Genomic DNA, 20598 nt, shown 5'->3' with positions numbered 1-20598 from the left:
TCTGGCACGGTATACTTCGCCCACCAGCGAGGACCGGGACGTCCTGATTGCGCCTATCAACCAGGAGACCGTTCGATGGATATCAAACAGCTTAAATTCCTTATTGCTCTCGACCAAACCCGTCATTTCGGTCAGGCTGCGGCGCTCTGTCATGTCACTCAGCCGACACTGTCAATGCGTTTGCGTAATCTGGAAGAAGAGCTGGATCTGGTACTGGTCGCCCGGGGCCAACGTTTTGAGGGCTTTACTGAAGAAGGTGAACGCATTTTGGCCTGGGCCAAAACCCTGCTTGCCGCCCACGATGGACTGCAGGCAGAGGCAGCAAACTGTCGGGGCCAGCTGGTTGGCAATCTGCGCCTGGGCATGGTCCCGTTGTATAGCATGGACCCGATGCAGCTGCTGACACCCTTGTCGCAACGCTACCCTGAACTGCGCTTTCAACTGTCGTCCCTGACTTCCGAGCAAATTATTGATGGCCTGAGTCGCAACCTTCTGGATCTGGGGCTCTGTTATCTTGATCAGATCGACACCAGCTACTTTGATGTCATCGAACTGACCTCAACCACCATGGGGTTACTCTACAACCCTGCACATTTTGCCTTTGACCAGCATGAGTTGCCCTGGGAGGCACTCGCCTCTATTCCCCTTGGCTTGCTGACACGGGGTATGCACTTCCGCCAGTCCATTGATCTGGCGTTCCGTGGCCGGGGGATCACACCGCATATCCTGCTGGAGAGTGACTCAACCTTTCAGTTGATACAGGCCGTCAACTCGGGTCTGTGCTGCGCCATCATGCCTTTGCAGGGCGGCTATGAATCCATCAATGTCAGCTTGCGTATTGCCGCTATTGCCGATGCCACCGTTCATGCTCCGATTGGGTTACTGATTCGGCGTAATGAACCTCGGTCTGCGCTGGCAGAGCGCTGCTTTATGGAGGCCAAGACCATCTGGGCAGACAAGAACTTCGTGTCATAAGCGGGAACAACGCCAGTGTCCGCTGGGAGGCGATACGTCAGAGGGTACTCAAGGCTTGCCGTCTTTTTTCTGCCGCTTGAGTGAGTACATGGCCTGATCAGCAACCTCAATCAGACTGGCGATTTCCTGCCCATGATCGGGAGCGACGGCATAACCAATGCTGGCACTGAGGGAAAGCGGACAGGATTCAAACACGAAGTCGCCGCTAATCAGGTGTTCAAGCTGGCGAATAAACCGATCTATACGTAGCAGTGCCGCCTCAGAACGCAGAATAATAACGAATTCATCCCCGCCTATTCTTGCCAGCAAGTCAGTATTGCTGACCCCTTCACTGATGCGTCTGGCCACTTCGCAGATGGCGGCATCGCCCGCACGGTGCCCATAGCTGTCATTGATCCTTTTAAGGTCATCAAGGTCGATGATCAGCAACCCGATTGCTCGGCCATGGGCAATGCTTTGTGCCAGATGATAACGGAACTTGTCAAAAAACAGCGCCCGGTTAGCCAGCCCCGTCATTTCATCGTGCGTTGCCTTGTAATACAGATCACTCATGGCGTATTTCGCCGCATAGAACATGTGGGCAGCCAGTACATCCGAGAGTATTCCCAGCACCGCTTCATCGACTTTATTGAAGGAGTCAGTGGTTTTCGAAATCACCTTGAGCACGCCTACGGTGATGTCGGCATAGCGCAAAGGCACCACCATCATGGAGCGAATCCCCGTCAGACGACAGGCCGCGCGATCAACGCGAGGGTCAGTCTCGGAGTCGGCACAATACTGGATCTGTCCACTGGTCAGGCACAGTCCAGACAAACTGTTTTTAATCGCCAGGCGCAATCCTAACAGACCATCGGCCATACCATAGACAGCCCGATAGACCATTTCGTCGTTTTCCTGCAACTCAATGACGGCGCCATCTGACTGAATAAGGTCAACAGAACGTTCAGTTACCAGAGACATGACCTGGTAAAAATCCAGACCCAACTTAGCCACATCCGATTGAATTTGAATGATGCTCAGTAATTGCTCACGCGAGGGTAAGCTAAGGTCAGGTTTTAACGACATACCACACCTGTAATTGCAGATCCAATTCCGGCCAATATCGATAATGACCGGACTAATCAGAGCCGAAAGAGCATCAGTGGATGCTATTTAGTCAGCGGCTCCTCATTAGCAATCAGGAATCAGATAACAGCGAAGTATAGAATTTGCCTTGGGCGGGGATGTGTCAGTTTTTCCCATTCTAATGACAGCTTGGAGTTCATTCACACAGGGAAAAACTCAATTAGCTGTCTAAACAGACATTGCTTCAAATCAATCGTTGTCAGCCAGCTTAAATAAAAAAGCCTCCGCTATTTGGCGGAGGCTTTCCTGAAATGAATGATATATATGAATCGATATCTGGATATGGGTTACGAAGCCTGTAGCTCCTCTTTGCTGTACCCCATCATGGCTGAGTGTCGCTCGAACAACACCGAAACGATCATCACCATCAGCCCACCCAACGCCAGATAGGCACCGACCCAGCCAGTCGACTGCCAGCCATAATTGAGGCTGATCGCCACACCGCCAAACCAGGCACCGAGCGCATTGGCGATATTGAAAGCCGAGTGATTGAGGGCTGCCGCTACTGACTGTGCATCCCCAGCTACATCCATCAATCGGGTCTGTGCTGCAGGGACCACAGCCACACCAATACCAATAAGGAAGATAATCAGCACAGCGCTCCAGACCTGATGGACAGCCAGAGTAAACAGCGACAGCACGATGGCGTTCCAGATCAGCACACCAATAATGGTCCAGATGCGCGACCGATCAGTGAACCAGCCGCCAATCAGGTTACCCACCGTCATTCCGACACCAAACAGCCCGAGCACCAGGGGTACGGATGACTCAGCAAGACCCGTGACATTAACCAGCGTGGGTGTGATGTAAGTGTAGATCGAGAAGACCCCGCCGAAGCCGATGGCTACCACGCCAAGTGTCAACCACACCTGCAGGCGTTTGAATACACCTAGCTCTTTTGCCGGACTGGCACCTTCATGGGGCACGACCGGAACACACAGCCGGACCATGGTCGCCGTCAATATGCCAAGCACACCCACGATCACAAATACCGAGCGCCAGCCCAGAGCCTGACCTAACCAAGTAGCGAACGGAACACCAACAATATTGGCGATGGTCAGCCCGAGCATGACTTTGGCCACGGCCCTGCCACGATGGTCAGGAGGTACCAGCGAAGCAGCCACCAGTGCAGCCAGACCAAAATAGGCACCGTGAGGAATGCCCGCGACAAAACGTGAAAGCACCACGGCACTGTAACTATCAGTGATGGTGCTCAGCAGGTTACCCACGGCAAACAGCAGCATCAGGCAAATCAACATGATGCGCCGGGGCACCCGTGCGAACAGAATGGTAATCAGCGGTGCACCAACCACCACGCCAAAGGCATAAGAGCTGATCATATGCCCCATCTTTGGTACAGATGTTCCCATGTCGTCGGCAATATCCGGCAAGATGCTCATGGCAGCAAACTCACCAGTACCGATGGCAAGGCCACCAATAGCCAGCGCCAGCTCGGCAAAGCCGACACCGTAGGGCGTGGCAACCTGAGTCCTAGAATCGTTCATGTGATGTATCTTGAAACAGATGAGAAAAGTTGAAGCCAGTGGAAGAGGCTTCAAGATGAGTGAATCTGTGAGATTATGTTGCAACTACATCCAAAGGCCAATGACCTCGGGAAGAATTATTCGGTAATCATGCCGTTTTGCCCCAGCCAGTCTGTTGCCATGAAGAAACAAACAGCATCGGGTTAGTAATCTTACTTTGCGTAAGAAAACTCAGCGCTCGTTCCCATCCTGTGTCGTCAGGATATTTTGCCGAACCCAGGCAGCTAATGGGAATACTGGCAGGTGGCTTCTTGAAACCGGGAAATGCTAACTCTTTTACATTTGTAACAGATCAATTTTTGTTCAACCTGGGGCTTGCAAGCCTCCTCAGGCCATTTTAATATCGATCGCTATGAAAACACTAAGCACCTGTCCTCCCAAACCACGTGGCCGTCCCCGCGCTTTTGACCGGGACAAAGCACTTGATGCTGCTATGCGCCTGTTCTGGCAACAGGGCTATGAGGCGACATCTCTGAGTGACCTGACCTGCGCCATGGGAATCAATCCTCCTAGCTTATACAGTGCCTTTGGTGACAAAGAGCAGCTGTTTCTGGCAGCAATCGAGCACTATCTGAATGAAGGCCCCGGTACCTCACTGAGCTGCCTGCTCAGTTATGGCACTACAGCCAAAGAAGCTATCCAGAAAGTCCTTACCAATGCAGCCAATGAGCTGGCTAATCCTGACCATCCCCCTGGCTGCATGGTCGTGACATCTGCCACTAACTGTTCAGTAGGTTCTGCCAGAGTTCAGGAAGCCGTTGCGCGCTACCGGGCACGCAAGGAAGAGGAAATTATTGCTCGTATCGAGAAAGGCAAAGTGGACGGTGATTTACCCGCCGATACCGATGCCGTTGCACTGGCACGATTTTACGGCACGGTGATGCAAGGCATGACCATGCAGGCGCGAGATGGCGCCACAGCAGATGTATTGTTGAATATTGCGATGGCGGCTATGCGGGCATGGCCGTCATCCTGAAAAAGTCACTCCACTGAAGAGTGATACCCCCATGCCCACAGGGAGACGCACCATGTCTGTGTCGATGTACGAAGCTTCAATTCCCGTGTTTGTTCGTGGTCTGAAAAACCTTTCAGCCATTCTTGAAAAGGCGGTCACCAACGCCGAGATCCGTCGCATCAAACCAGAGGTTCTGGTCAATGCCCGCCTCGCACCTGACATGCTTCCTCTATCTGCCCAGATTCAGATTCTCAGTGACTCAGCCAAGGGTTGTGCAGCCCGGCTGGCTGGCGTTGAAGTCCCCTCCTTCGCCGACGCCGAAGTGACCTTCGATGATCTGCAGGAGCGCATTGAAAAGACGCTGACCTTTATTCAGGGTATTGCGGCTGCAGATGTTGATGGCAGTGAAGATCGTACCGTCGTTCTGAAAATTGGTGGTCGTGAACTGAGCTTCAGTGGCAAGAGCTATCTGCTGAACTTCGCCATGCCTAATTTCTACTTTCACCTGACCACTGCGTACGCGATTCTGCGACACAACGGTGTGGATATAGGTAAGCGGGATTATCTGGGCGATATCTGACGAAAGTGGTCAGCTAATTTCACCACGGCTATAAACAGAAAACCCGGCATCGCGCCGGGTTTCCTGTTTATGACGGATTAATGTTTACTGAAATGAGCAAAGGGATTGGAAAGGAAGAAAATCAATAGCGACAGCATAAAGAATACCGGGATAAACATTTCCACGGTTTCTTCGAGATAGTTTCGCGTATAGCCAGACATTGTCAGATCAAATATCTGTACGGCACCATTTCCCGCATCCAGCATCGTACTCAACACCATGGCCAGAGCCGCCAGAAATGTGGCCACCGCCGCCGGACTGAACTCAAACAGGCCTTTAACGAAAGGCTTCGCACAATATCGCGCTAATTGAAACAGACACGTACCGAGCGTCGCTCCATAGGCGACAATTAATAGCTGCCACCACAGTGCCAGCTTTTCAAAGCCGCCCCGGTATAGGGGGGCAATCCAATACTGCAGATCCAGCTCTCGTAAACCCAGCGACACCAGCAGAAAAATAAACACCAGAGGAAACCTGAGACGTCCGGCCAGTAACAAGGTCAGTAACGCACATACAAAATAGCCGGCTGCGGAAAGGTTCTCTACTGGCCCATCTTCACGAATGATGCTCATGGCCTGATCTGTCGGCAACACATCAAGCCAGATGGTCAGCAGGAACGGTAGCAGCAGGATCACACCAAAGAACAGCGCTGTATTTCTTGTCATGGTACTTCGACATCCAACAAGCCAGACGTTAATTACCCACCCATTCTGAACCAACCCCGTGACAACAGGATGACGTCTTCAGTGGGCCGGAAACAATACCACAGTGCCCGCGGCCACCCTGCTTCCATATGTTCCAGATTTTTCAGGCTTTGGTCAGGATTGACCATGTAACTTGATATATACATCTACTGCCACCAACTGAAGGCTACCAAGTAGCTGTGTAGCGCCAGAGCAGCCATTGCAAACCACGGCGCGGGCAACAGTGGAAATAAACCTGCCGGTAAACCAGGGCCAAATATCAATGACCGACAACCACAACAGTTCCAACCTGCCAGAACAGATGACGGCAATTGCCATCCGTGAATTCGGTGGCCCGGATGTTCTTGTACCAACACAACGTTCCCTGCCTTCTCCTGATGCAGGTGAAGTGCTGGTCAAAGTAAAAGTTGCGGGTGTTAATCGGCCGGACGTCATGCAACGCAAAGGGGGTTATGCACCACCTGGTGCATCTGATCTTCCTGGGCTCGAAATCGCCGGTGAAGTCGTGGCACTGGGCACAGGGGTGAGCCGCTACCAGCTGGGCGATCAGGTCTGTGCACTGGTCGCAGGGGGTGGCTATGCCGAATATTGTACCGTTCACGAAAGCAACGCCTTGCCAGTCCCCCAGGGCTACTCACTGACAGAAGCGGCAGCTCTGCCAGAAACCTTCTTTACCGTCTGGACTAACGTCTTCCAGAGCGGAGCACTTAAGTCCGGCGAAACCTTGCTGGTACACGGTGGCTCTTCTGGCATCGGCACGACCGCCATCATGCTTGGCAAAGCTTTCGGTGCGCGGGTTATCGTCACGGTCGGGTCTGATGACAAAGCAGCCAGCTGCATCGCGCTGGGAGCCGACGCAGCCATCAACTACAAAACCCAGGACTTCGTCGAAGAAGTGAAACAGCTTACCGGTGGCGCAGGGGCCGATGTGATTCTGGATATGGTCGGCGGCGACTATGTCCCTCGCAACTATCAGGTAGCCGCCAAGTTTGGCCGCATTGTACAGATCGCCACCCAACACGGAGCCGTCGAACGGCTTAACCTGTTGCCCCTCATGGTCAAGCGTCTGGTGCACACCGGCTCCACCCTTCGCCCGCGCAGCGTGGCAGAAAAAGCGGAGATTGCGGTGGAACTGGAAGAAAAGGTGTGGCCGTTATTGAACCGCGGGGAAATCAGACCGCAAATCTTCAAATGTTTTGCGTTGAAAGAAGCCAGCAAGGCCCATGCCCTGATGGAGAGCAGCAGCCATACCGGCAAGATCATGCTGCTGGTGGACAGTGAACAGTAAAGCCCGGGCGCAATAACGACACCAGCACGCCTGAGTAACATTCTCGAAGCGATGCCTGCCAGAAGGTACTCACCTCTGGCAGGCATGATGTCACTTTTGCAGCAGTGCCAGTATCTCAGCATGCAGGCGTTTGTCGCCACAGGCCACGATAGCACCACCGTTTTGCGCATCACCACCATCCCACGTGGTCATCACACCACCCGCCCCCTCGATGATAGGCATCAGCGCCTGCACATCGTAAGGTTTGAGATCCGCCTCAACCACCGCATCAATATGACCCGCTGCCAGCATGCAGTAGGCATAGCAGTCACCACCGAAACGCACCAGTCGGGCCTTCTCAGCAACACTATTGAACAGAGCCAATTGCGGTGTATCGAACATCTGCGGCGTAGTGCAGGTTATCTTTGCTTGTGCCAGTGAGGCACAGGGGCGAACCTTCAGCGGTTCGCCGTTGAGCCAGGCTCCCTCGGGGGTACCGACAAAGCGCTCTCTGGTGTACGGCTGGTTCATCACCCCAATGCGCGGATACTGGCCATCATTCAGTGCGATCAGCGTACCCCACAGCGGTAAGCCAGTGATAAAGGCACGGGTGCCATCGATAGGATCCAGCACCCAGGTCAGCGGACTGCTACCCACATAGCGATCCTCTTCCTCTCCAAGGATGCCATGCTCAGGATAATGCTGAGCCAGCAGATCACGCATGGCGCGCTCAGCCGCCTTGTCACCCAGCGTTACCGGATCAAACAAGGCACGGCCTTTATCCTCAACATCCATCTGTGTGCGGAAGTAAGGGGCAATGGCCGTAGCGGCCGCCTCTGCCAGCTGCTCAGCAAAAGCGCGGTAAGTCTGAATGTCCTGTAGGGTCAACGTCATGGTGCAATATCCGCCTGCGGAGGTCAGTGTCCGGTAGTCTTTAATTGGCTCTTGAGCTGATGCTCTTCTATGGCCAGCTCAATAATGCGGCTGATCAGCTCGGTATAACTGATACCTGATGCCTGCCACAGTTTGGGATACATACTGATGGAGGTGAAGCCCGGGATAGTGTTGATCTCATTAACGAACAGCTCACCTGTCGCGCTCAGGAACATATCTACCCGCGCCAGACCACGTGCTTCCAGCGCCCTGAAGGTCTGAATTGCCAGGATTCGGATACGCTCGAAAGTGGCATCATCCAGAGCAGCCGGGATAACCAGCGTGGCACCCTTCTCATCGATGTACTTACGCTCGTAGGAGTAGAAGCCGTCCTCGGTCACTATCTCACCGGCAATGGAGGCCATTGGCTGGTCATTCCCGAGCACAGCGCATTCGACTTCACGACCACTGATATTGGCCTCGATCAGCACCTTGGTGTCGTACTGGAACGCGTAATCCAGTGCCTCAGCCAGCGTCGACAGTTCTTTCACCTTGACCACGCCCACCGAAGACCCCATGTTGGCGGGCTTCACATAGACCGGAAAGCCAAACTCCTCAGCGACCTTCGTCAGCAGGGTATCGTTGACCTCATACCGGCGCAGACACACATGACGAGCAACGGGTATCCCGGCGTCACGCAGTAATCGTTTGGCAACGTCCTTGTCCATGCCCACGGCAGAGCCAAGAATATCACTGCCCACACAAGGCACATTGGCCAGACGAGCAAGCCCCTGTACTGAACCATCCTCACCATAAGGGCCATGCAGTACCGGGAAGATCACATCGACCGCCTCGGCCATACCGGCATGCTGCAACCTGACCAGCTGCCCGGCAGACTCACCCGCCACCAGAGACACCGCTTGTGAACGGGCATTCAGCACGCCCAGTTCGGGATTCTCGCTGTTGAGCAGAGCCAGTGAGTCGGTATTCAGATACCAGGCGCCCTGACGATCGATACCGATCAGAACAGGTTCGAAGCGCGTTTTATCCATCGCCTCAATGACGTTACGTGCTGATTGCAGCGATACCTCATGCTCGGCAGAGCGACCTCCAAAGAGCACAGCGACCTTAAGCTTCTTGGTCATTGCAACATATCCATACTGACAGGGTGAACGACAGGCAGGGTCCGCACCAGAGCGGAGCAAGGCCCTACTATAACAGCAGCTCAGCAGGATTTTTGACTTAATAATGAAGGTTTTACAGGCCGACGGCCTGTATCGGTAGCACGATTACACGCCTCCGAAGGCCGCGCCATTGCAAGATGTTGCCTAAACCGCGATGGATGTAGCATTGCCGCCCAGAAGTGTAACTTTACATTCTCCGACAGCCTCAAGTAGCATCCTTCGCAAACCCGCCCTGTACCCGTCACCGCGTGCCCTATGACAGTGACTGCCAGTACAGGCGCAGCAAGCGATACACCGTACAAGCAGCAAAGATTTCCTCTCCCGGCGTTGGCTGCTGGGCTACACTTTTCCAACCCATTTATTTGCCTATCGAAAGAGAACCATGCTGAATCGTCGATCATTTATGGCTGCCGCAGGCACCTCCCTGGGTTTGACCGCACTAGGCCTGCCGGTGCAATCCCTGGCAGACGCTGGCCTGAAGCTTGGCAAGCCGGAAGGATTTTCCTTTGATAGCCTGATCGAACAGGCCAAAGAGCTGGCCAGAAAACCCTACCATCAGGAAAACAAGTTACCCAAGGATGTGCTGGAACGGATCGACTATGACCAGCACGGCAAGATTATCTTCAATACTGATAACGCCCTGTTCAAAGACGGTCCGGGTGAGTTTCCGGTGACCTTTTTCCACCTAGGTCGCTATTTCCAGATTCCCGTGCACACGCATGTGCTGGAGAAAAGCGGTGATGAGTGGGCAGCGAAGGAAATTGTCTACGATCCGGACTACTTCAGCATGCCCAAGGACAGCCCGGCGCGTGAGCTGCCCAAGGGCGCGGGCTTTGCAGGTTTCCGCTTTCAGGAAAGCCGCTTTGGTGACCAGAAAAAGCTCGATTGGCACAAGAATGACTGGGTAGCCTTCCTTGGTGCATCCTACTTCCGCGCTATCGGCGAACTCTATCAGTACGGCCTGTCAGCGCGTGGTATTGCCATGGATGTGGCCATGCCCAATGCCGCAGAAGAATTCCCAACGTTCACCCACTTCTATTTCGAACCACCATCGGCCTTTGCCAATGACCACCAGGTCACTGTCTATGCCCTGCTGGAAGGTCCAGGTATCACCGGTGCCTTCAAGTTCATCATGCAACGTACCAATAAAGTGCTGATGGATATCGACAGCCACGTCTTTTTGCGTCGTGACGTGGGCAGACTCGGCTTTGCTCCCCTGACGTCCATGTACTGGTTCTCGGAGAGTGTGAAACAGACGGCCATTGACTGGCGCCCGGAAGTGCATGATTCAGACGGTCTGGCGCTGTGGACCGGCAATGGCGAACATATCTGGCGCCCACTGGTCAATCCTCCCCACACCTCGGCATCGGCCTTCAGCGACAAAGCACCGCGGGGTTTTGGTCTGCTGCAACGGGACCGCAACTTTGATCACTATCTGGATGGCGTGAACTACGAGCGTCGCCCCAGCCTGTGGGTGGAGCCTGTTGGTGACTGGGGTGAAGGTGCGGTACAACTGATTGAAATCCCCACCGATGATGAAATTCATGACAACGTCGTCGCCTTTTGGGTACCCAGTGCACCTGCCCAGAAGGGTAATGCCTACCACTTCCAGTACAAGTTGCACTGGAGTGCGGATGAGCCCTACCCCACCACACTTGGCCGCTGTGTAGCCACCCGACTGGGACGCGGCGGTCAGCCCGGCCAGCCAAGGCCTCAGGGCGTGCGCAAATTTATGGTGGAATTCTCCGGCGGTCCGCTCAAGGATATCCCCTTTGGCGTCAAACCTGAGGTGGTGCTGTGGTCATCCAGTGGTCACTTCTCCTATGTTTTTGCCGAGGCCGTACCGGACGGCGTACCCGGTCACTGGCGCGCGCAGTTTGACTTCACATCAGACAGCCCGCAGCCGGTAGATATGCGCCTGTACCTGAAAAATGGGGATCAGACCCTGACAGAAACCTGGTTATATCAATATCATCCGTTCTGAATCAGCCGCTCTGAGCAGGTCAGAATCTAACCTCAAAAATAAAGAAGGCGAGCCATTGGCTCGCCTTCTTTGTCTTTGCACTTGTCTCGAACCTGGAAACCTCGCTCTACGCACCACAGCACCGACTGAAATCATGCATGTCGTCCAGACAACGGCCGTCATCTGCCACTTTCTTGCAAGGCTGGCGACGAAAGGGGATGACGTTATCGGGCAACTCCGCCTCTGCACTCTGAGACTCCGCCAAAGCAGGCACCACCGCAATATCATCAACACTGAAGGAAGGCTCGACTGCATCCACTGACGCTGCCGCCTGAGCCACCTGCTGAGAACGCTGACTGGCACCGCGCAGCTGACGAGCAATCACTACCAGCGCCGCGAAGGTGGCTACAACCACGCCGATAATCATCCCTGCCTCCTTGATGATCTGCACAAGGTTGTCGACCTGATCAGAGAAGGTCACACCAGACAGTAGTCCGAAACCAACCCAGATACCTGAGCCCAGGGCGTCATAGCGAACGAAGGACAGTGTAGAAACGGAGGAAGCACCGGCCATAGGCACGGCCACCGCAGACAAACCGGGAATGAAACGGGCAAACAACAGGATATAGAGGCCATTACCCTGCAGCCCCTGACGACCAGTCGCAGGACGACGGGTCAGACGCCGCAGACGCGACAGAACACGCTCACCATAGCGCGCCCCGATCCAGTACCAGACGATGTCCCCCACCATGGCACCGGCCAGGGCACTGGCGAAACTCACTGCCAGTACGCTGGAATCAGCCTGCGCCAGTGAGCTGCCCACCAGAATCAGAGTCAGCATGGCAGGCACCGGAATGCCCAGAGAGGCCAACAGAACGATCATAAAGGGCACCAGCACACTGAGTGTCTGTTGATCCATGTAGCTGGTGAGTATGCCGTTCATCAATGTATCTCCTTGGTTCCCTTTCGGGCATTGCTTATCTGATCGGGGCAGAACGTGGCATTTATGTACTACTCAATACAAAAACGATGTGAGCACTTTACGGGGCAGGGAAAAGTCAGTCAATCGAATTTCTTAATGACTGATATAGAATTATTTGAACGACTTGCTCAGCGTAGTTGAAGAGCGCAAATGCAACACTGAACGGATGACCTGAAAGGCCCAAAAACACTGGAATATCAGTCTTATCAGCAAATCGATAACCAATACAATTTCGCACTTCAGACAATCAGAACATATTGTTCCAATGTTTTGATCGGGGTATGCAGGAGGGGTTTTATCGCGAGAATGCAGCAGTGAAACCTGAGGTTCAGACAGGTCTCACCGCTGTTGTAACACTATACAGATCAGCGTTTCGCCAGCTGGTTGGCTGGGTTGTCAGCAGCATTCTGCTGTGCCGCGACGGCTGGCTTGCTCGCCTCCCAGCTACCGCCAATCGCCCGGATTAACGCAACAGTGGCCTGATACTGCTCAGAACGTACCTGCAACGCCTGTCTGCGATTACTCAACTCGCTGCGCCGGGCATCCAGCAAGTCCAGCTGACTGATAAAACCATCGCGGTAGCGCGCGTCGGAAATGGCGGTCGCCCTCTCTGCCGCCTGCACTGCCAGCGCCTGACTCTGCGCCTGTTTATCCAGCAGACGCAATGCTGACAGCTGATCCTCAACATCACGGAAGGCAACCAGCACTTGCTCACGATAGCTGGCCAGTGCTTCCTGCAGCTGTGCGTTGGCCTGATCGACGCCCGCCTGACGACGCCCGCCATCAAACACAGGCAATGACAGCAAGGCTCCGATACCCCAGGAGCGGGCAGACCAGGTGAACAGATCTGCCAGATCAGTTGAGGCAAAACCTGCACTGCCCGTCAGATTGATATCCGGGAACCAGGCACGTTCAGCCACACCGACGCGGGCTTCGGCGGCTTTCATGGTGCGTTGAGCTGCCGCCACATCAGGTCGCCGCGCCAGCACCGTACTGGGAACGCCTGCCGGAATCACCGGTAATGCCGTCTGCCACCGGGCCACGGGTAAGGTAAAGGTCGATGCGACCGAGCCAGTCAACACCGCCAGCGCATGCTCCAGCGCGGCACGCTGACGATCCAGCGCCAGTGCATCTGACTCCGTTGAGGAAACCTCCGCGCGGACACGCACAACATCCAGCTCTGGCACATCGCCCGCATCGTAACGTTGTTCGGTCAGCGTCAGGGTGTCCTGATACGCTGCCACGGTATCGCGAACCAGTTGTCGCTCTTCATCCAGCGCACGCAGCTGCAGATAGGTCTGCGCGACATTGGCCTGCACCAGCAGGCGGGTACTTTGCAACAAGGCCTCGCGTGACTGCGCATCCAGGCTGGCAGCCTGCGATGCCTTGTCCAGCTTACCGAACAGATCGACTTCGTAACTCAGCCCCAGCAGCGGTGATTGATTAGTGTAGGTATCCAGCGAATAGGCACGCTGCAATCCGCCACCGGCGTTAACCTGTACGGCCTTGTCAGCGTTAGTAGTACGCAGCAGTGCCTGAGCCTCTTTCAGGCGCGCTGCGGCCACCTGGATATCGTTATTCTGTTTACCTGCCAGGGTAACCAGTCGGCTCATTTCCGGGTCAGCAAACGCAGCCCACCATTCCCCCCTTGGCTGAACATCAGCAGGAGGCACCGCAGCCCAGCGGCCATCCCCTTCCTTGAAGGTGACCGGCATAGGCGTCGGGTCGGTCAGCCCTGCGGTACTGGACGGATTACTGACACAACCGCTGAGTACCAGGGCAGCCAGCAACGGCGCCAGCACCCAGCGCCCTGCTCCTTTGGGGGCGCCGGGCGCCCCAGTATTAGACGTTAGAACTCGCATAATTTCCTCGCACTGACACTGTTGATCATCAGTCTTGATGAGGTTCAGAACTCATGGGCAGGGCATGTACCAGCGGACGACCGTCGGGCTGCGCCTCGCCACCCTGCTCGGGCTGGGCGGGAACGCCACCGTGGTGACGCAATGGCCGGTTCCCGGTCAGGCGACGCATCAGCACATAAAACACCGGCGTCAGGAACAGGCCAAACAAGGTCACTCCAATCATTCCGGCGAACACCGCCACCCCCATGGCCTGACGCATTTCAGCGCCCGCCCCGGTGGACAGCACCAGCGGCAGTACCCCCATGATGAATGCCATCGACGTCATCAGAATCGGCCGTAAACGCAGACGGCTGGCTTCAATCGCCGCTTGCAGTGGCTTGCGTCCGGCGAACTCCAGCTCACGGGCAAACTCGACAATGAGGATGGCGTTCTTGGCCGACAGCCCCACCAGCACAATCAGGCCGATCTGGGTAAAGACGTTGTTGTCACCATGGGATAGCCACACCCCGACCATCGCCGCAAACAGACTCATAGGCACGATCAGAATGATGGCGATGGGCAGTGTCAGGCTTTCGTACTGCGCCGCCAGCACCAGGAACACCAGAATCAGCGCCAGAGGGAACACCAGTACGCCTGAATTGCCCGCCAGAATCTGCTGATAGGTCAGGTCAGTCCATTCATAACTGATCCCTGCTGGCAGCGTTTCTCTGGCAATACGATCAATCGCTTCCTGCGCCTGTCCGGTGGAATAACCCGGGGCAGGAGCACCGTTGATGTCTGCCGCCAGGAAGCCGTTGTAGCGCATGGCACGATCCGGTCCGAAGGTGGATGACACATTCAGCAGTGCCGACAGCGGAATCATCTCACCTGTCGAAGAACGTACTTTCAGCTGGCCAATATCTTCAGCATGAGCGCGGAAGGGCGCATCGGCCTGCACACGTACCGAGTAGGTACGTCCAAAGGCGTTGAAGTCATTGACGTAGAGGCTGCCCAGATAGATCTGCATGGTGTCGAATACATCCGTCACCGATACCCCCAGCTGCCGTGCACGGGTGCGGTCAAGATCGGCATACAGCTGTGGCACGTTGATCTGATAGCTGGAGAACATACCTGTCAGCTCCGGTGCCTGTGCAGCCTTGGCCATAAAGGCTTTGACAGCATTGTTCATACCCTCGTAACCCAGTGATCCACGGTCTTCCAGCTCCAGTTTGAAACCACCGGTCGTACCCAGCCCCTGCACAGGGGGCGGCGGGAAGATCACGATAAAGGCATCCTGAATAGCCGCGAACTTCTGGTTCAGCTGTGCCGCAATGGCAGCACCGGACAGCTCAGGCGAACGGCGCTTGTCGAAGTCATCCAGTGCGGCAAAAACGATGCCCGAGCTGGAACTGTTGGTGAAGCCGTTGATAGACAGGCCGGGGAAAGACACCGCGTGGGTGACACCGGGCTGTTTGAGGACGATGTCACTCATGCGACGGATAACATCTTCGGTACGATCCAGCGTGGCGCCATCCGGCAACTGGGCGAAACCGATCAGGTATTGCTTGTCTTGTCCGGGGACGAAACCACTGGGCACGGATTTGAACAGCCCGCCCGTTACGCCTACCAGAATCAGATACAGCACAACCATCAGACCCTTACCTGCAATCGCACGCTTCACGCCGCCACTGTAATGCTCAGCACCGCGATGGAATGCCTTGTTGAACAGGCGGAAGAAGCCGCCCAGCAGAGAGTCCATCAGGCGGGTCAGACCGTCTTTGGGGGCGTCATGACCTTTCAGCAGCAATGCAGACAGTGCAGGTGACAGCGTCAGCGAGTTGATAGCCGAGATCACAGTGGAGATGGCGATGGTCAAGGCAAACTGCTTGTAGAACTGACCGGTCAGTCCACTGATAAAGGCCAGTGGCACGAACACAGCAATCAGCACCAGCGCGATGGCAATGATCGGTCCCGACACTTCCTGCATCGCCTTGTACGTCGCCTGACGTGGAGACAGACCCGACTCGATATTACGTTCGACGTTCTCCACGACCACGATGGCGTCATCCACCACGATACCGATGGCCAGAACCAGACCAAACAGACTCAGGGCATTCACCGAAAAGCCAAAGACATGCATAACGGCAAAGGTACCAACCACCGATACCGGCACGGCCAGCAGCGGGATGATCGACGCGCGCCAGGTCTGCAGGAACAGGATGACTACCACCACCACCAGCGCAATGGCTTCCAGCAGGGTATGCACTACCGCTTCGATGGAAGCGCGGATGAACTGGGTGGGATCGTAGACGATGCTGTAGTCCACACCTTCGGGCATGTACTGTTTCAGCTCGGCCATGGTCTTGCGCACATTGTCAGAGATCTGGATGGCATTGGAGCCAGGCGCCTGGAAGATCGGGATGGCGACCGCATCCTTGTTATCCAGCAGTGAGCGCAGTGCGTACTCGGACGCGCCCATTTCAATGCGGGCAATGTCACCCAGACGGGTAACAGCGCCATCCGCGGTGCTCTGCACAATAATGTTGGCAAAGTCAGACTCATTCTGCAGGCGACCACGCGCATTGATCGGCAACTGCAGCTCAAGACCGGGAACGGAAGGTGAGGCACCGATCATACCGGCAGCCGCCTGCACGTTCTGCTCACGGATAGCCGCCACCACTTCACTGGCGGACAGACCATGCTCGGCAACCTTCTGCGGATCCAGCCAGATACGCATGGAATAATCGCCCGAACCAAACAGGTTGACCTGCCCGACCCCTTCAATACGAGCCAGACGATCCTTGACGTTGAGCACCGCGTAGTTGCGCAGATAAGTCATGTCGTAACGATGGTTGGGCGACAGCAGATGCACCACCATGGTCAGATCAGGTGAACTCTTGATGGTCGTCACTCCCAGCCGGCGCACTTCTTCCGGCAGGCGCGGCTCGGCCTGAGTCACGCGGTTCTGCACCATTTGCTGCGCCAGATCCGGATCAGTACCCAGTTTGAAGGTAATGGTCAGCGTCATCAGGCCATCGGTTGTGGCCTGACTGCTCATGTAGAGCATCCCTTCCACACCATTGATGGACTCTTCCAGAGGCGTTGCGACCGTCTCAGCGATGACCTTGGGGTTGGCGCCGGGATACTGCGCCCGCACCACCACGGTCGGTGGCACTACTTCGGGATATTCCGAGATCGGTAATACCCGCATTGAGATCAGACCTGCAATCAGAATCATCAGGGACAGCACCCCGGCGAAGATCGGTCGGTCAATAAAGAATTTGGAAAGATTCATGGTTGGCTCCCTGGTCCTGATTTAGCTCAGGACGGGTTAGCATCGCTGCCTTCAGCCCCGGCAGAGGCTTCGGATAAGGCAGGTTTATTGGAGGCATTGGCAGCCGCTGCGGCCGCATCGCTGGCCATCGGGACGACCTGCGGCATGACCAGTGATCCGGGGCGGACACGCTGCAAGCCGTTGATGACGATACGCTCTCCGGCATGCAGGCCACTGGTGACTTCACGCAAGCCATCGATAGAGTCACCCAGTGCCACTTCGCGATAGCTGGTGATGTTGTCTTCTTCCAAGACCATCACGAACTTCTTGTTCTGGTCTGTACCTACGGCGCGGTCATTGATCAGCACCACGGGCTCGGCGGCCGCTTCACCCAGATGGATACGGGCAAACTGACCAGGAATCAGGTTACCGTCCTGATTATCAAACACCGCCCGCAGACGAATGGTGCCGCTGCGACTGTCGACCTGGTTATCAACCAGCTGCAGATGCCCGCTGATTTCGGCATCGTTACCTGTGCTGATCTGTACCGGTACGCTGTCCAGCTGCTTACGGCTGCTGAGCCCTTCAAGCGTGCGGGCAACCGTCCGCTCATCAGCATCGAAGCTGGCATAAATGGGGCTGACGGACACCAGACTGGTCAGCACCGGCGCACCGGGGCCAGCCGCTACCAGGTTACCGACCGTGATTTCCACCTTGCCAACCCGACCGGCAACCGGAGCACGGACTTCGGTATAGCTGAGATTGAGCTTGGCCGTTTGTAGCGCAGCCTGAGCGGCCAGCAAATTGGCGTCGGCTTCGCGGCGCTCATTCAGGCGCTGATCCACTTCACGCTGGGCAATGGCATTTTTACTGACCAGACGCTGAGCGCGCTCAAGCTCGCTGCGGGTATAGGCCACACGGGCTTTGGCAGCAGCAACCTGAGCCGCGGCCTGATCAACGGCAGCCTGATACAGCGCCGGGTCAATGCTGAACAGCAAATCCCCTTTCTTCACCAGCGCACCTTCGACGAAATGCACTTCCTGTACGGCACCTGCCACCCGTGAACGCACATCCACGCGTTCAACCGCTTCCATACGACCGGAGAATTCGCTCCAGCGTGTCACGTTACGCTTGATGACCGAAGCCACTGATACGGGGGTCGCCTGAGGGACGGCAGCGGGCACATCCTCTGCCTGAGAGGACTGCAAGCCAAGGGCGGAAACCAGCACTGCGGCCAGTAGCGTCATGGCGCCCCCCGCAGCAAAGGTCAGTTTGGTTTGTCGTTTCATGATGTTCGCTCTTGCAATCGGTTCAATTCAGAAGTCAGAAAAATCTTTGGATTATTGTTGTGCCTATAGTGAAGAATCCGGCCTATCCCGTGTTAGATGGATGGTCTTGATGTCTTGCACGATATTCCAGGGTGATTTCTCAGCAGCCGGTACAGGCCGGAACAGCGAGATGAATGGTTAAAAAAGTTGTCTTCACACCCTTGAAAGAACCGGGAAGAGACAACAAAAGAGGCGGCTGAGCGTGAAAACAGGAAGTAAGTGATGGCATGCTGGCGGCTCCTCCGGACATTAATGTATCGATCAATACATATATTTGACGCCAATGTAGTGATCGTTACGTAATGAGTCAACAGTTTTTATAGTGATCACTACACTTTATTCAGCAGTACTGCCAGATAGCGCCATTGAAAGCGGCAAATAGCCGTGAGAAAGGTGGCTGAGGAAAAGCGCGCCTGAGAGACAAGGCGCTCATGGAGTCAGGCACAATCGTGCGCATCAGAGGCCAACAAGGCGGTAGTAGCGGTAGATAAAGCACCCTGCCCTATAGCACTGCGGTGCAAGATGGCGCCGCTGTTTCAAATAACGCGCTAATCACATCCTTATCTGCGCACTTCATAAAACATCTGCGGCTCCAACACTCCAAGGTAGTGGCCGCGAACTCATCTCTTATTGCTCCCTGAAGACCCCAAAAACCTCTTTTTCAGAATTTCTTTGATATTTTTTCTTTATTAAATTCAGAGACTTAAAACCAAATTCAGGTCCGACTGCGATTCTTCTGAAAATTAGCGCTTGCTTTTAAATAGCGCGCTATACAATAATGCACTCAACGAAGCGATACACCTCTCCAGACAGCACACAGAACAATCGCAGACGGATGAGGAGGATAGGCAAGCGTGCTTCAACCAGACTTACCGTGCTTCAAAGCAACACCAAATACATAGCGAGCTATTTAATAGCAAAAAAACAGACACCTCAGGAGAAAGATCATGGCAATTGAACAAGTCCTTTACCGCGCTCAGGCAACCGCTACCGGTGGTCGTGATGGCCGCGCCATCTCTTCCGATAACGTACTCGACGTCAAACTGACGACCCCCAAAGAACTGGGCGGCGCTGGTGTAACGGCACCAATCCTGAACAGCTGTTTGCTGCTGGCTACTCAGCCTGCTTCCTGGGTGCCATGAAATTCGTCGGCGCCCGCGACAAGATCAGGGTGCCTGCGGATGTCGCCATCGAAGGTCACGTGGGTATCGGAGCCATCCCGAACGGCTTCGGCATCGAAGTAGAGCTGAAGATTTCTCTGCCCGGTCTGGAGCGCGCAGTAGCTGAAGAGCTGGTGAGTAAAGCTCACGTCGTCTGCCCCTACTCCAATGCGACTCGCGGCAATATCGACGTGACCCTGACCATCGTTTAAGCGATGGTCTGACACCAGACTCTGAATACAACGAAGCACTCAATAAGTAGCGCACGATTTAAAATCAGCTGCGCAACAGGAGAAAGATCATGGCAATTGAACAAGTCCTTTACCGCGCTCAGGCAACCGCTACCGGTGGTCGTGATGGCCGCGCCATCTCTTCCGATAACGTGCTCGACGTCAAACTGACAACCCCCAAAGAACTGGGCGGCGCTGGCGGTAATGGCACCAACCCTGAACAACTGTTTGCTGCTGGTTACTCGGCCTGCTTCCTGGGAGCCATGAAGTTCGTCGGCGCCCGCGACAAGATCAGGGTACCTGCTGATGTCGCTATCGAAGGGCACGTGGGTATCGGTGCCATTCCGAACGGCTTCGGCATCGAAGTAGAGCTGAAGATTTCTCTGCCCGGTCTGGAGCGCGCGGTGGCTGAAGAGCTGGTGAATAAAGCTCACATCGTCTGCCCCTATTCCAATGCGACTCGCGGCAATATCGACGTGACCCTGACCATCGTTTGATGAACCCAACATCTTCTCTCAGCGGCTGGGGCTGATACTGCCCCGCCGCTGACTTCAGGCACTCGTTCCGGGTGCAG

At 55.2% G+C, this 20598-nt stretch carries 15 protein-coding genes and 1 pseudogene; 7 read left to right on the top strand and 9 right to left on the bottom strand.

What is annotated here, in order from left to right; all coding sequences use genetic code 11:
- The first annotated feature begins 75 nt into the window (after positions 1-75).
- Complete coding sequence (locus WH50_RS02885; protein ID WP_110185940.1) at positions 76-975, top strand: LysR family transcriptional regulator; 900 nt, start codon at positions 76-78, stop codon at positions 973-975.
- A 48-nt stretch (positions 976-1023) separates the two neighbouring features.
- Here the strand turns inward: WH50_RS02885 and WH50_RS02880 are convergent, their stop codons facing one another.
- Positions 1024-2040, bottom strand: coding sequence for a sensor domain-containing diguanylate cyclase (locus WH50_RS02880; protein ID WP_110185939.1), 1017 nt, complete (start codon positions 2038-2040; stop codon positions 1024-1026).
- Positions 2041-2387: 347 nt separating this feature from the next.
- Positions 2388-3605, bottom strand: a complete 1218-nt coding sequence (locus tag WH50_RS02875) for an MFS transporter (RefSeq protein WP_110185938.1) — start codon at positions 3603-3605, stop codon at positions 2388-2390.
- Between the two features lie 391 nt (positions 3606-3996).
- On the opposite strand from WH50_RS02875, the gene WH50_RS02870 reads away from it, so the two are divergent.
- Positions 3997-4620 carry a TetR/AcrR family transcriptional regulator gene (locus WH50_RS02870; RefSeq protein WP_110185937.1) on the top strand — a complete coding sequence of 208 codons (624 nt, stop codon included), beginning with the start codon at positions 3997-3999 and terminating at the stop codon, positions 4618-4620.
- Between the two features lie 52 nt (positions 4621-4672).
- Positions 4673-5179: a DUF1993 domain-containing protein gene (locus tag WH50_RS02865; RefSeq protein ID WP_110185936.1), complete on the top strand. Its 507-nt coding sequence runs from the start codon at positions 4673-4675 to the stop codon at positions 5177-5179.
- A 77-nt stretch (positions 5180-5256) separates the two neighbouring features.
- On the opposite strand, the gene WH50_RS02860 is transcribed toward WH50_RS02865, so the two are convergent.
- Positions 5257-5883, bottom strand: coding sequence for a hypothetical protein (locus tag WH50_RS02860; RefSeq protein WP_104154783.1), 627 nt, complete (start codon positions 5881-5883; stop codon positions 5257-5259).
- 301 nt (positions 5884-6184) lie between these two features.
- On the opposite strand from WH50_RS02860, the gene WH50_RS02855 reads away from it, so the two are divergent.
- Positions 6185-7210, top strand: a complete 1026-nt coding sequence (locus WH50_RS02855) for an NAD(P)H-quinone oxidoreductase (protein WP_110185935.1) — start codon at positions 6185-6187, stop codon at positions 7208-7210.
- A 90-nt stretch (positions 7211-7300) separates the two neighbouring features.
- Here the strand turns inward: WH50_RS02855 and hisN are convergent, their stop codons facing one another.
- Positions 7301-8083 (bottom strand): histidinol-phosphatase, encoded by a 783-nt coding sequence (hisN, locus tag WH50_RS02850; protein ID WP_110185934.1) that lies wholly within the window; start codon positions 8081-8083, stop codon positions 7301-7303.
- A gap of 23 nt (positions 8084-8106) precedes the next feature.
- Positions 8107-9207 carry a D-alanine--D-alanine ligase gene (gene ddlA, locus WH50_RS02845; RefSeq protein WP_110185933.1) on the bottom strand — a complete coding sequence of 367 codons (1101 nt, stop codon included), beginning with the start codon at positions 9205-9207 and terminating at the stop codon, positions 8107-8109.
- A gap of 421 nt (positions 9208-9628) precedes the next feature.
- Between ddlA and WH50_RS02840 the strand changes: the two genes are divergently transcribed.
- The gene (locus WH50_RS02840; RefSeq protein WP_110185932.1) at positions 9629-11230 is read left to right on the top strand and encodes an OpgD/OpgG family glucan biosynthesis protein; all 1602 of its coding nucleotides are present in this window, start codon (positions 9629-9631) and stop codon (positions 11228-11230) included.
- Positions 11231-11336: 106 nt separating this feature from the next.
- On the opposite strand, the gene WH50_RS02835 is transcribed toward WH50_RS02840, so the two are convergent.
- The 4 genes from WH50_RS02835 to WH50_RS02820 form a co-directional block, all read right to left on the bottom strand.
- Positions 11337-12152, bottom strand: a complete 816-nt coding sequence (locus tag WH50_RS02835; protein ID WP_110185931.1) for a DedA family protein — start codon at positions 12150-12152, stop codon at positions 11337-11339.
- A gap of 404 nt (positions 12153-12556) precedes the next feature.
- On the bottom strand, positions 12557-14053 hold the full coding sequence (locus WH50_RS02830; RefSeq protein WP_104154789.1) for an efflux transporter outer membrane subunit: 1497 nt from the start codon (positions 14051-14053) through the stop codon (positions 12557-12559).
- 28 nt (positions 14054-14081) lie between these two features.
- Positions 14082-17327, bottom strand: coding sequence for an efflux RND transporter permease subunit (locus WH50_RS02825; RefSeq protein ID WP_104154790.1), 3246 nt, complete (start codon positions 17325-17327; stop codon positions 14082-14084).
- 26 nt (positions 17328-17353) lie between these two features.
- Positions 17354-18595, bottom strand: a complete 1242-nt coding sequence (locus WH50_RS02820) for an efflux RND transporter periplasmic adaptor subunit (protein WP_110185930.1) — start codon at positions 18593-18595, stop codon at positions 17354-17356.
- Positions 18596-19581: 986 nt separating this feature from the next.
- Between WH50_RS02820 and WH50_RS02815 the strand changes: the two are divergent.
- Together WH50_RS02815 and WH50_RS02810 are read left to right on the top strand one after the other, a co-directional pair.
- Positions 19582-20006, top strand: a pseudogene (locus WH50_RS02815) (organic hydroperoxide resistance protein).
- A gap of 89 nt (positions 20007-20095) precedes the next feature.
- Positions 20096-20521, top strand: a complete 426-nt coding sequence (locus tag WH50_RS02810) for an organic hydroperoxide resistance protein (RefSeq protein ID WP_104154792.1) — start codon at positions 20096-20098, stop codon at positions 20519-20521.
- Positions 20522-20598 lie beyond the last annotated feature (77 nt).

It is taken from the genome of Pokkaliibacter plantistimulans (genome assembly GCF_003194385.1).
GTDB lineage: Bacteria > Pseudomonadota > Gammaproteobacteria > Pseudomonadales > Balneatricaceae > Pokkaliibacter > Pokkaliibacter plantistimulans.
Note: the sequence above shows the minus strand (reverse complement) of the source record. Positions and strands in the feature narration are given on the sequence as shown.